At 65.5% G+C, this 12,327-nt stretch carries 8 protein-coding genes; 2 read left to right on the forward strand and 6 right to left on the reverse strand.

Annotation, left to right across the window (positions count from 1 at the left end):
• Positions 1-2,763 carry an XrtA/PEP-CTERM system TPR-repeat protein PrsT gene (prsT, locus tag Q8L25_RS20330; protein ID WP_308921106.1) on the reverse strand — a complete coding sequence of 921 codons (2,763 nt, stop codon included), beginning with the start codon at positions 2,761-2,763 and terminating at the stop codon, positions 1-3.
• Between the two features lie 218 nt (positions 2,764-2,981).
• Here prsT and Q8L25_RS20335 point away from each other — a divergent pair, with 218 nt between their 5' ends.
• Complete coding sequence (locus tag Q8L25_RS20335; protein ID WP_308921107.1) at positions 2,982-4,274, forward strand: nucleotide sugar dehydrogenase; 1,293 nt, start codon at positions 2,982-2,984, stop codon at positions 4,272-4,274.
• Positions 4,274-5,350 carry an SDR family oxidoreductase gene (locus Q8L25_RS20340; protein WP_308921108.1) on the forward strand — a complete coding sequence of 359 codons (1,077 nt, stop codon included), beginning with the start codon at positions 4,274-4,276 and terminating at the stop codon, positions 5,348-5,350. Before Q8L25_RS20335 ends, Q8L25_RS20340 begins: the two co-directional genes overlap by 1 nt.
• On the opposite strand, the gene Q8L25_RS20345 is transcribed toward Q8L25_RS20340, so the two are convergent.
• The 5 genes from Q8L25_RS20345 to Q8L25_RS20365 form a co-directional block, all read right to left on the reverse strand.
• Positions 5,347-6,750 (reverse strand): SpoVR family protein, encoded by a 1,404-nt coding sequence (locus tag Q8L25_RS20345; protein ID WP_308921109.1) that lies wholly within the window; start codon positions 6,748-6,750, stop codon positions 5,347-5,349. The two genes, Q8L25_RS20340 and Q8L25_RS20345, sit on opposite strands and share 4 nt — an antisense overlap.
• Positions 6,747-7,943, reverse strand: a complete 1,197-nt coding sequence (locus Q8L25_RS20350; protein WP_308921110.1) for a DUF444 family protein — start codon at positions 7,941-7,943, stop codon at positions 6,747-6,749. The genes Q8L25_RS20345 and Q8L25_RS20350 overlap by 4 nt, the downstream gene beginning before the upstream one ends.
• Positions 7,940-9,931, reverse strand: a complete 1,992-nt coding sequence (locus Q8L25_RS20355; protein WP_308921111.1) for a serine protein kinase — start codon at positions 9,929-9,931, stop codon at positions 7,940-7,942. The genes Q8L25_RS20350 and Q8L25_RS20355 overlap by 4 nt, the downstream gene beginning before the upstream one ends.
• Before the next feature lie 158 nt (positions 9,932-10,089).
• Positions 10,090-11,526 (reverse strand): catalase, encoded by a 1,437-nt coding sequence (locus tag Q8L25_RS20360; RefSeq protein ID WP_308921112.1) that lies wholly within the window; start codon positions 11,524-11,526, stop codon positions 10,090-10,092.
• A gap of 89 nt (positions 11,527-11,615) precedes the next feature.
• Positions 11,616-12,323 carry a tetratricopeptide repeat protein gene (locus Q8L25_RS20365; RefSeq protein WP_308921113.1) on the reverse strand — a complete coding sequence of 236 codons (708 nt, stop codon included), beginning with the start codon at positions 12,321-12,323 and terminating at the stop codon, positions 11,616-11,618.
• Positions 12,324-12,327: the final 4 nt, after the last annotated feature.

A 12,327-nucleotide genomic window follows, 5' to 3' on the forward strand; every position in this document is an offset into this window, starting at 1 on the left:
CTAGAGCCTGGCCAGCAAGGCCTGGGCCTCGGCGCGCTGCGCGAAGTCCTTGTTGGCCGCCAGCAGTTGCTCGAGTTGCTTGCGCGCGCCCGCCTTGTCGCCATTTTCCGCCAGCGCCGCGCCCAGGTGGTATTGAATCTCGGCGGCATTCGGCGCCAGGCTGGCCGCGCGGCGCAGCAGTTCGATGGCGCGTTTGCCATCGCCACGCTCGAGCGTGATCCAGCCCAGGGTATCGAGCACGGCCGGGTTGTCGGGCGCCAGCTTGTGGGCCTGTTCGGCGGTGGCCAGCGCGCGTTCGTCCTTGTCTTGCTGGTAAGCCCAGGCCAGGTCATTGAGCGCCACCACATTGCCGGCGTCGCGCGCGACCACCTGCTGGTATTGCGCGATGGCGGCCCGATATTGCTTGGCTTGAAGCTTGGCACCGGCCAGGTACAGCCGTGTCGCCTTGTCGTCGGGCTGCTCCTTGAGCCAGGCGTCGATGCGCGCATCGGCCTGTTTTTCCTGGCCGGCCGCCAGCATGGCGCGGTAGATCTGCACTTGCAGGTGACCGATCCTGCTGATTTGAAAAGCCTGCTCATACAGCTTCAAGGCCTCGCGCGGCTGTTTCTGTTCCATCAGCACATCACCTTCCAGCTTGTAGCCGGCCGCCAGCTTCGGCTGCTGCTGCTGCACCTTGCGCGCCACGGCCAGCGCTTCGCGCGTACGCTTCAAGTCCAGCAGCAGCGCCACTTCGACCACCTGCGCGTCGAGCAAGGCCGGCTCGATCAGTTGTGCGCGCCTGGCCGCCTGCAGTGCGCTGGCCGAATCGCCCAGCGCCAGGTGCAGGCTGGAAATGCGCATCTGCAAGGGTGCCGAGGTGGTGCGCAGCATCGCCAGTTTGGTATAGCTGTCGAGCGCGGCGCGCGCCTCGCCGGCGCTGTACTCGACTTGCGCGCGCAGCGCCAGGGCGTCGGCATCCTCGGGATGGCCGCTTTGCAAGCGGCGCGCCAGCGCCAGGGCCTTGCCGGTGGCGCCGGTTTTCAGATAGAAATTGCTCAGCAGCAGGGCTGGCGCGACGGCGTCGGGATGGTCGGCATGGGCTCTTTCCAGCCAGCGCTGCGCTTCGTCGAGCTTGCCTTGCGAGGCCGCCAGCTTGGCCAGTGCGGCGGCCAGGTCCGGGTTTTTCGGGTCTTTCGCCAAGGCCGCCTCAAAACGCTGTCTGGCGCGCTCCGGCTTTTTCTCGGCCATGTCGATCTGCGCCAGGTTGTTCAGGGCCGGCAGATAGCGCGCGTCGATGGCCAGCGCCTGCTCGAAGCTGTCGCGCGCGGCCCGCAAATCGCTCAAGGCCAGATAGACGCCGCCTTTCAGGTTCAGCACCAGCGGATTGCTGCCATGCTGCTTTTCCATCGCCTGCACGGCGGCCAGGGCCTTCGCATTGTCCTTGTTGCGCAGCAAGGTCATCACGAGCATGGTGCCGGCCTGCGGCGTTTTGCTATCGAGCACGCTGGCGCGTTCCAGCTCGCTGACGGCGCGCGCGCTTTCGCCCTGGCCCACGCGGCTCACGCCCAGCGCCATGTGCAGCTTGGACGTGCCAGGCGCCAGCAGGCTGGCTTTTTCAAAATAGCCGCTGGCCTTGTCATAATGGCCGGCGCGCAGGTGCGCCTCACCCACCAGTGACAGCAGTTCCACGTCGTCGGGAAAGGTGACCAGCAAAGGCTGCAACAGGTCGATCGCCGCATCGGTCTTGCCTCGCCCCATTTCGATCGAGGCCATCATCTTGCTCGCATATAAATGCTTGGGATGGGCGGCAAGAAACGGTTGCAGATAATTTTCCGCTGGTTGCGGCGCACCGAGCGCCAGTTGCACGGCGCCCGCCAGCAGCAGCGCCGGCGGGTGTTCGGGGGCCGCCTTGAGCACCAGTTGCAAGCCTTCCAGCGCCGCCTTGAATTTGCCCTGGCGAAAATCGAGCAGGGCCTGCGCCTGCAGCACGCCCAGGTTGCCGGGCGCACTCTTGCGCGCGGCGGCCAGTTGCGCGGCCGCGTCGGCAAACTTGTTCTCCGTGATATCGAGATTCGCCAGTTCGATGCGCGCCGGCACCTGGTCCGGCTTGAGCTTGAGGATCTGCTGGTAAGCCAGCCGCGCCGGGCCATTGTTGCCCTGCAGGCGTTGCAGGTCGCCTTGCAGGCGCAGCGCCTCCAGGCTGTCCGGACTGCCTTTCAAGGCCTGTTCGATCAGCAGTTGCGCCGCGGCGATTTGTCCGTCGAGCGCGGCCAGGCGCGCCAGTCCCAGCAGCGCTTCGGTCTGGCCCGGCTGGCGTTGCTGCATGCCGGCAAACAAGGCGCGCGCTTCCTCGTGGCGCCCGAGGGCCAGCAAGGCGTCTCCGCGCAGGGCCAGGACGGCGGTCGGCTGGGCCGGATCGCCGGGCAATTCTTTCAACACCCGCTCGAACTGGCCCAGCATCAGCCAGGCCTTGCCCAGCAGCGGCAGTACCTCGGCAGGTGCCGAGCCCAGGGTTTGCGCCTTGCGCAATTCCTTTTCCGCCGACAAGGCGTCACCCGTGTCGAGATAGATGCTGCCCAGCAGCAGGCGCGCGGCGGCGTTGTTCGCTTCCTTTTGCAGAAAATTCTTCAGCTGGATAATGGCGGCGCGCGGCTCGCCTTTCTGCTGGTACAGCTGGGCGTCGGCCAGCAGGCTGGCACTGCTCTGGCCGCCATTGCAGGCCAGCAGCAGGGTGGCGCACAGCGACAGCGAGGCGAGGCTGATCACGGGATGGGTGTGGCGCATGAAATTCTCCGATGGCGGCGTTGGCAGGAAGGGCACAGCACAGGGTAGGAAAGTTGGACATCGTGCCTGTTGATGAGGCTCAACACGCAGGCGATTGCGCGCGGCAGCTTCCGGCACGGCATGGACTTTCTTGTTCCTGCTCAAGAATGGTGCTGGACGCAACCGTAGAATTTCCAGACGGCGGCAAACCGGCCGGCAACCAGATGGAGCGAACAACCATGGACAAGGAAGCAGGCGTGGTGGCGGTGGTAGGACTCGGTTATGTGGGACTGCAGCTGGCGGTGGCGTTTGGCGCGCGCCAGCGCACCATCGGTTTCGATTTGTCGGCGCGCAAGGTGGCCAGCTATCGGGAAGGCGTCGATCCCACCGGCGAAGTGAGCACGGAGCAATTGCGCGCCGCACGCTGGCTCAGCGTGAGCTGCGATCCGGCCGAACTGATGCTGGCCGACTTCATCATCGTTGCCGTGCCCACGCCCGTCGACAGCGCGCACAATCCCGATTTTTCCGCCCTGGCCGGCGCCAGCGCCACGGCCGGGCGCCACATGAAGCGTGGCGCCACCGTCATCTTCGAATCGACCGTCTATCCGGGCGCCACCGAAGAAATCTGCATTCCCTTGCTGGAACGCCATTCGGGCCTGCGCTGGAAAGAAGATTTTCATGTCGGCTTTTCGCCCGAACGCATCAATCCGGGCGACAAGTCGCACACCCTGGCCAGCATCCGCAAGGTGGTGTCCGGCGACGACGCGGCCACCCTGGACCAGGTGGCGCGCCTGTATGAAGGCGTGGTCGAGGCCGGCGTGCACCGGGCTTCCAGCATCCGCGTGGCCGAGGCCGCGAAGGTGATCGAAAACACCCAGCGCGACCTGAACATCGCGCTGATGAACGAGCTGGCCATCATTTTCGACCGGATCGGCATCGATACCCTGGAAGTGCTGCAGGCGGCCGGCACCAAATGGAATTTTTTGCCATTCCGGCCGGGCCTGGTCGGTGGCCACTGCATCGGCGTCGATCCGTATTACCTGACGCACAAGGCGGAAATGCTGGGCTACCACCCCCATGTGATCCTGGCCGGGCGCCGCATCAACGATGGCATGGCCAAATTCGTGGCCGAAAAAACCATCAAGGAAATGGTGCGCGCCGGCTTCAAGCTGAAAGGCTCGCATGTCAACGTGCTGGGCCTGACCTTCAAGGAAAACTGTCCCGACCTGCGCAATTCCAAGGTGGTCGACATGATCCATGAACTGCAAAGCTATGGCGTGCAAGTACACGTGCACGACCCGGTGGCCGACGGCCGCGAAGCGCTGGAAGAATACGGCCTGGAACTGGTCAGCTGGGAGCAGCTGCCGCGCGCCGAGGCCATTATCAGCGCCGTCTCGCACCAGGCGCTGCTGGCGCGCCCGCTGGCCGATTTCCGCGCCAAGGTGGTCGACAACGGCTGTTTTATCGACATCAAGTCGCATTTCGATCCGCTCAAGCTGACCGAGGACGGCTTGCATGTGTGGCGGCTGTGATGGCCGCTATTGGTGACAGCACCACTGATTACAGCCAGGCCTGCGAGCGGTTGCGGCAGGCGCCCCGGCGCTGGCTGGTGACGGGCGCGGCAGGTTTCATCGGCTCGCACCTGCTGGAAACCTTGCTGGAACTGGGCCAGACGGTGCGCGGCCTCGACAATTTCAGCACCGGCCACCGCCACAACCTGGCGCAGGTACGCGAGCGTGTCGGCGAGCGGGCCTGGCGGCGCTTCGCCTTGATCGAAGGCGATATCCGCGATGCGCAAACGTGCGCGCGCGCCTGCGCCGGCGTCGATATCGTGCTGCACCAGGCCGCGCTCGGTTCTGTGCCGCGCTCGCTGCGCGAACCGCAGCTCTACCATGACGTCAACCTGGGCGGCTTCCTGTGCCTGCTGGACGCGGCGCGCGCGGCCGGCATCGGGCGCTTCGTGTATGCCTCGTCCAGCGCCGTTTATGGCGACCATCCGGGCTTGCCGAAAGTGGAACACGCCATCGGCGAGCCGCTGTCGCCGTATGCCCTGAGCAAGCATGCCGACGAGCTGTACGCGCGGCTGTATGGGCGCTGCTATGGCACCGAAACGGTGGGTTTGCGCTATTTCAATGTATTCGGGCCGCGCCAGGACCCGCTGGGCGCCTACGCGGCCGTGATCCCGCGCTGGCTGGCCGCCATGCTGGCCGGCGAGCCCGTGCGTATCAATGGCGACGGCAGCACCAGCCGCGACTTCTGTTATGTCGCCAACGCCGTGCAAGCCAATCTGCTGGCCGCCACCACCGTCCATCCGCAAGCCGTCAACGAGGTCTTCAACGTGGCCGTCAATGGCCGTACCAGCCTGCTTCAATTGCATGCCGTGATGCAAGCCCTGGTGCTGGAGGCGCGGCCCGGCCTGCGCCAGCCAGCCCCGCTGCACGGCGATTTCCGCGCCGGCGACGTGCGCCATTCCCAGGCGGACATCGGCCGCGCGACGCACCTGCTTGGCTATGCCCCCACGCACGATCTGCGCCAGGGCTTGCGGCAGGCGGTAGCCTGGTATGCGGCGCAGGAAGTTGCCGCGCCGGCTGGCGGTGTGCCGCTTTAACGTGGCATGGGTGCCGCGCCGCGGTCGGCATTGCCGTGCAGCACGCGCGGCGTGCCGCGAAAGTCGGCCGTGTGCAGGATCACCGGCCGGCGCCAGACCCTGGCGATATAGTTCAGCACCTGTTCCGCCTGTTCCAGCGCCAGTCCCCGTCCATCGCGCTGGTGATCGTGCCGCAGCACCAGGCTGCCGTCATCGTTGAGCAGGGTGGCGGCGATGCACGGCGCGCCATAATGGTATTTGGGCGACAGGATGGCCTCGCGGATGGCGTGCAGGTCGCGGCTGGCCAGCCGGGTTTCGCCATCGTGGCGGCTTTCATGCACGAACAGGCCCAGGCTGTCGGCCAGTCCGGCATCGAGGTGGTTGCGAATAAAGCTGAAATCGTCGTCGTCGCGGCAGATGCGGCGCGCCTCGTCCAGCCCCTTGCGCGAAACAATATGCTCCCAGATGGCAAAGCCCAGGTGGTAGGGGTTGAGCGCCAGCGCCGCCTGCCGCTCGCCCGCATGCGGGCGCACCACGTCCGAATGCGACTTGAGCGCCGCCAGGTACAGTTCCGGCGGCAAAAAATCGGCCTCGCGCAGCAGCCGCGCATGCCAGTAGGAGGCCCAGCCTTCGTTCATGATCTGGCAGGCAAATACGGGATAGAAATACAAGGACTCTTCGCGCACGGCCAGGAAGATATCGCGTTCCCAATCCTCGAGCTCGGGTGCGTAACGGGCGATAAACCACAACAAATCGTATTCGGGGTAGGGCGGCGTCAGCGGCCGTTCGGACAGGGGTTCCGAAGGTTCGTGTTCGCCGGGCAACTGCCGGTAGCGCGCGGAAAACGGGCCCGCGGCGGCTTTTGTCGGCATGGCGGTGGGTGCATAAGGCTGGCGGTACAGTTCGCCATGGATATCGACATGCTGTTCCAGCGCCAGTGCCGCGTCGAGCACGGCCTCCACCTTGTCCTGGCCCTGGGCTTGCCATGCCGCATCGATGCGGCGTGCCCGCGCCGCGCTCTGTTCCAGGATGCGCTTGCCGGCCATGGCGCTGAAACGGGCAAACAGGGCGTTGCGGCGGGCAAAATCGGCGTGGCCCAGCACATGCGCCGTCACCAGGGTGTTTTCCGCCAGGGTATTGTCTTGCGCCATATACGCGTGGCAAGGGTCGCCCGGGAACATGACTTCGAAAATATGCGAATGGCCCATCTTGCGCTGCACCAGCTGGTGGATGTAGCGCACGCCGAAAGACCAGTGGCGCATGCGCACCGGCAAGCCATAGATGGCGATTTCTGCCATAAAACTGTCGGGGACCAGCTCGAAGTCGACCCGGTCGAACTCCAGGCCCAGCTTGACCGCCAGCGCTTCGAGGCGCGCCGCGTGGCCGGCCAGTAGCGCGGCGTCGCCCGTGTCCGCCGTCACGCCGCCGCTCCCTGGGCCGCATTTTCATGCTGGAAAAAATTGCGCAGGGCGGGCCACACATCGCCGGGCTCGGCCAAGATACTGGTGTGCAATGGCATGCCGCGCCGCGCCTGCTGCGCGCACAGGGCATGCGTTTCCGTTTCCAGCGCGCGCGGCATGCCGGTCGCCGTTTCCACATAGCCCATGTAGTTCAGCTCGCTTGCCAGCTCCGCCAGCGCCACGCTGGCCGCGTTGCGGTCTTCGCTGAAGTTTTCGCCATCGGAGGCATAGAACAGATAGGCGTTGTCGCGCGCGCCGCCATGGCGCTCGGCCAGCAACTGGCGGCACAGGCGAAACGCGCTCGAGGCCATGGTGCCGCCCATGCCATGCACCTGGAAAAAGTCGCTTTCCGAAAACGTCCAGGCGCGCGTGGTGTGGGCGATAAAACGCGTGTCGACGCGCGCATAGCTGCGGCGCAGGCCCTGCAGGGCCAGGAAGAAAAACGTTTTCGCCAGCCGGCGCTGCTCCTGGCCCATGCTGGCCGACACATCGAGCACGAAGAACACCACCGCGTCAACGCTGGGCAGGGGCCGCTGCAGCAACTGACTGAAACGCAGGTCTTCATTGGCAAACGGCACCGGATGCTCCTGCACCGCGCGCCGCTTGATGGCCTCCTTGACGGTACGCCGGCGGTCCAGGCGCGAACGGGCGCCGTGCTTGTCCCAGCCGGCACGCACCAGCTGCGTCTCGGTGATGGCACCTGGCCGACGCGGCTGCAAGTTGGGCAGCTTGAAGTGTTCCCACAGCCAGTCGAGGATATCGTCGACGGAAAATTCCAGCAGCAAACGGATCTCGCCGCCGCCGCCGGCGCCTTCCTGCGCGCCATCGCCACCGGGCTCATCGCCGTCCATGGTACGCGCCGGGCGCAGCAGGTCGCCGGGCTGGCCTTCGCCCTGGCCGGCGCCCATTTCCAGCCGTGGCGTAGACAGCCTGAAGCGCGCGTGTTCCAGCAGGCGCACCGGTACTTGCACGCTGCGCTGCCGGGTGCCGCTGATGAGATCCGGACCGGCGATCAGCTCGGGCAAATGGGCTTGCACCGCTTCGCGCACTTTCTGGTTATGCCGCAGCCAGTCGCGCGCGCCGCGCGAAAACAGGCCGTACCAGGGCTGGGCCAGGCTGCGGGCCGGGGTAGCGGGATAGACGGGCGTGTTCATTCCTGCGCCAGCAAGGTGGTGACATAGTTGAGCGCTTCGCGCGCGCTGTGGGCATCGTAGCCATAGTCGTCGACCAGGCGCTGCTCGACTGCCGATACCTTGGCGCACACCTCATCGTCGGGACGCTTGCTGGAGCCGACCAGGCGCAGCACGTCGCGCCGCTGTTCGAACAGATAATGCTGGACCGCGTCGCGCAGCGGCGCATGGCTGGCCAGGCCGAACGGCTCGCCGCGCTTGAAGGCGCCCATGGCCTTGCGCACCACCTCCTGGCGAAACGATTGCTTGCCCGAGTCGCTGACATGGATTTTTTCTTCCACCGCGCGCAGGAAGCGCTCATCGGGCCGGCGTTCGTCACCGGTGATCGGGTCGCGCACCTGGCGGTTGTCCAGCATGGCTTCGACTTCATCGAGGTATTTGTCCAGCAAGTCCTGCGCCTCCTGCTCGAACGAGACGAACAGGGCCTTGTGCACGTCAGCCTTGACCCAGCGGTTATAAAAATCCTTGCGCGTGAGCACCAGGTAATCGATCCACTTGCGCTTGCGGCGCGGCTCGATGCGGGCGTCGTTCTCGATGCTGTCCTTCAGGGCCAGCAGCACGTCCATGGTGCTCAGGCTGTTGCGTTCGGCCGCGATAATCGCGTGCGACAGCGCATTGATCACGAAACGCGGCGACACGCCCGACAGCGCCTCGTCCTGGCCGGATTTGTCCCGTTCGCGCTCGCGCAAACGTCGCACCTCGGCCTGGTTCAGGTCTTCCACGTCTTCGCCGGCATGGATGCGCAGACGCTGCACCAGTTCGGCCTCTTTTTCGTCACCGTCCTGCAGGCGGCTCAGGATGGCGAACACGGCCGCCGCATGCAGCGCATGCGGGTCCAGGTGCACGGCGCGAAAGGCGGGCGCCGACAGGATCAGCTTGCGGTAGATGCGCGCTTCCTCGCGGTAATCGAGGGTGTACGGCACTTGCACGATGACCATGCGGTCAAGCAGGGCCTCGTTCTCGCTTTCCTGCACGAATTTGCGGAATTCGGCCAGGTTGGTATGGGCGATGATGGTTTCATCGAGGTAGATCAGCGGAAAACGCGAGACCTTGACGTTTTTTTCTTGCGTCAGCGTCAGCAGCAGATACAGGAATTCGCGCTTGACCTTGAGGATTTCGATCATTTCCAGCATGCCGCGGCTGGCCGCATACACGGCGCCCGACCAGGACCAGGCGCGCGGATCGCCCTCGTCGCCATACTGCGCCACCTTGGACAGGTCGACCGAACCGACCAGGTCGGCCAGGTCGGCGGTGGTCGGGTCGTGCGGCGCATAAGTGCCGATGCCGCAGCGGCCCGCCTCGGACAGCACGATGCGCTCGACCGGCATCTGCAAAAAGTCGCCCTGGTACTGCTCGTCCAGGCGCGCGCGGCAGTGCGGACACAGCTCGCCGTGCAGCGCGACGCCATAGCTGTCGCGAAAGTCGCTGCGCATGCCATCTGGCACCAGGTGCAGCGGCGATTCATGCACCGGGCAGCCGGCGATGCCATACAGCGCGCCGTCGTCGCTGTGGCTGTACGCTTCCAGGCCCCGCTTGAGCAGGATCACCAGGGTGGACTTGCCGCCCGAAGGCGGGCCCAGCAACAGCAGCATGCGCCGGCCCACTTCCGAGCCGGCCGCGGCTGCCTTGAAATAGGCGGCCACCCGGCCGATGGCGACATCGATGCCAAACAGCTCATCGTCGAACAGACTGCAGTGAAACTGGCCGCCGGCGTCGTCATGGCCGCTGGCGCGCAGCATGTCCCACACATATTCATGGGCACTGCGGCCCAGCAGGGCGGCGCGTCCGGGCAGCACCTGGGCCAGGAAATCGTCGAAGCGCCCGCTCCAGCCCACGGCGCGGTGGGCCTCGTTGAAGCCGGCCATGCCGCGCAGGAATTGCGCGCGCAGGACTTCGTTGCCGCCGTCCTGGTCCGCCACGCCGGTCGCCAGTGTCATCCGTGAGCTTGTCATGTTCCCCTTCCATGCGCCCTGCATGCGGTCGATGAAAGCAGTATAGGACGCTGGGCCTGCGGGGATGCCTGATGTCGCTCAATTGAAAAAGCGGAACTATCGTGTATATACGATGCCCTGCCGCCGGCGTGGCCGGGGCAGGGAAGTGGCGGCCGGGTTTATTTGCTCAGGCGGGCAATCGCTTCGGCCACGCCGGCGCCATATTGCGGGTCGCACAGGGTGCAGTTGCCGATATGCCGCTCCTTGACTTGCGTTGACGCGCCCGAGATGGCGCGCGCCGTATTGTCGAACAGCGCTTGCTGTTGTTCCGGCGTCATCAAGCGGAACAGTGCCCGTGGCTGCGAATAATAATCTTCGTCGACGCGGTGGTTCCAGTGATCGGCCGCGCCTTCGATCGACAGCGGCGGCTCGCGGAAGTCCGGCTGTTCGGCCCATTCCTGGGCGCTGTTCGGCTCGTAGGCCAAAGTACCGCCGTGGTTGCCGTCAACCCGCATCTGGCCGTCGCGGTGGTAGCTGTTGAACGGGCATTTCGGCGCGTTGACCGGGATCATGCTGTGGTTCACGCCCAGGCGGTAGCGCTGCGCATCGCCATACGAGAACAGACGGCCTTGCAGCATCTTGTCCGGCGAAAAGCTGATGCCCGGCACCACGTTGGCCGGGTTGAAGGCGGCCTGTTCGACTTCGGCGAAGTGATTGTCGGCATTGCGGTTCAGTTCCAGCACGCCCACTTCGATCAAGGGATAGTCGCCATGCGGCCACACCTTCGACAGGTCGAACGGGTTGATATGGTAGCTGCCCGCTTCGTGCTCGGGCATGATCTGCACGAACAGGGTCCAGCGCGGGAAGTCCTTGTTTTCGATGCTCTCGTACAGGTCGCGGTGCGAGCTTTCGCGGTCCTTGCCGACCAGCGCCTCGGCTTCGGCGTCGGTCAGGTTGGCGATGCCTTGCTGGGTCTTGAAGGTGAACTTGACCCAGAAGCGCTCGTTTTGCGCATTCAGGAAGCTGAAGGTATGGCTGCCGAAACCGTGCATGTGGCGGAAGCTGCGCGGCAGGCCGCGGTCGCTCATCACCACGGTGATCTGGTGCAGCGCTTCGGGCAGCGAGCTCCAGAAATCCCAGTTGCTGTTGGCGTTGCGCAAGCCGGTACGCGGATCGCGCTTGATGGCGTGGTTCAGGTCGGGAAACTTGAGCGGGTCGCGCATGAAAAACACGGGCGTGTTATTGCCCACCAGGTCCCAGTTGCCTTCTTCCGTATAGAACTTGAGGGCGAAACCGCGGATATCGCGTTCCGCATCGGCCGCACCCCGTTCGCCGGCCACGGTCGAGAAACGCGCGAACAGCGGCGTTTGCTTGCCGACCTGGCCGAAGATTTTGGCGCGCGTGTAGCGCGTGATGTCGTGCGTGACGGTAAACGTGCCGTAGGCGCCGGAACCCTTGGCGTGCATGCGGCGCTCGGGGATCACTTCGCGGTCGAAATGGGCCAGTTTTTCCAGGAACCAGACATCTTGCAGCAGGGCGGGGCCGCGCGGGCCGGCGGTCTGGATATTCTGGTTGTCGACGACAGGCGCGCCGAAGGCGGTGGTGAGCTTTTTCATTGGACTCTTTCTTTATTATAAGTACCCAGATCATACCGGCAGAGCGCCAGAATCCGCCACTCTCTAAAGATCAGGTGAAGATCAGGCGCTCAGAACCGGTTCCAGTTGTTATGCCGGTGCTCGGTGGCCTCCTTGAGCAGATGGCCGGCGCGCAGCGCGTCGTCGGCCTGCACCGTCATGGCCAGCTCCTGGATGGCAGGCGGATAGTCATGGTGCGCGGCCTCCTCCAGCAGCGCCAGGCCCTTGTCGGCGTCTTGCTCGACGCCACGGCCTTCGCGATACGCGTTGTACAGCAAAAACATGGCGTGAGGATTGCCCAGTTCGCTGGCGACGGCCAGCCAGCGCGCCGCCTCGACCGGGTTCTTGGCCACCCCTTCGCCATTCGCGGCAAGCAGGCCCAGCATCAGCGCCGCCCTGGCGTGCTGCCGCTTGGCCGCCATGCGGTACCAGGACCTGGCCTGGCCAGGCGCGCCCGGGCGCAGCATCTGGCCCATCTCGAAGGCCGCTTCCGTATCGCCGGCGCGCGCCGCCTGTTCGAACAGGCGCAGGGCGTCGGCGCGTCGCTCCGGGCGCGGCTGGTAGACCAGGGCCAGCTCGCGCTCGGCCACCGGCATGCCCTTGCCGGCCCAGGCCCGCACGCGGCGCTCGGCCTGCCGGTCGCCGGCCTGGCGCGCATGCATGGCGGCCGCCTCGATTTCCGCCGTGGTCGGCGGTGGCGGCGCCTGGCAGGCCACCAGGGCGGTTGCCAAGACAGTTGCCAAGGCGACGGCAGGGAAAGCGAGGGCGGTTTTCATCATCTGC

Source organism: Janthinobacterium sp. J1-1 (assembly GCF_030944405.1).
GTDB lineage: Bacteria > Pseudomonadota > Gammaproteobacteria > Burkholderiales > Burkholderiaceae_D > Janthinobacterium.

Excerpts from the sequence above, each read along its gene's own strand:
- Q8L25_RS20360 (WP_308921112.1), bottom strand. The coding sequence starts at position 11,526 with ATGAAAAAGCTCACCACCGCCTTCGGCGCGCCTGTCGTCGACAACCAG.
- Q8L25_RS20355 (WP_308921111.1), bottom strand. The coding sequence starts at position 9,931 with ATGACAAGCTCACGGATGACACTGGCGACCGGCGTGGCGGACCAGGAC.
- Q8L25_RS20365 (WP_308921113.1), bottom strand. The coding sequence starts at position 12,323 with ATGATGAAAACCGCCCTCGCTTTCCCTGCCGTCGCCTTGGCAACTGTC.
- Q8L25_RS20350 (WP_308921110.1), bottom strand. The coding sequence starts at position 7,943 with ATGAACACGCCCGTCTATCCCGCTACCCCGGCCCGCAGCCTGGCCCAG.
- Q8L25_RS20335 (WP_308921107.1), top strand. The coding sequence starts at position 2,982 with ATGGACAAGGAAGCAGGCGTGGTGGCGGTGGTAGGACTCGGTTATGTG.
- Q8L25_RS20340 (WP_308921108.1), top strand. The coding sequence starts at position 4,274 with ATGGCCGCTATTGGTGACAGCACCACTGATTACAGCCAGGCCTGCGAG.
- prsT (WP_308921106.1), bottom strand. The coding sequence starts at position 2,763 with ATGCGCCACACCCATCCCGTGATCAGCCTCGCCTCGCTGTCGCTGTGC.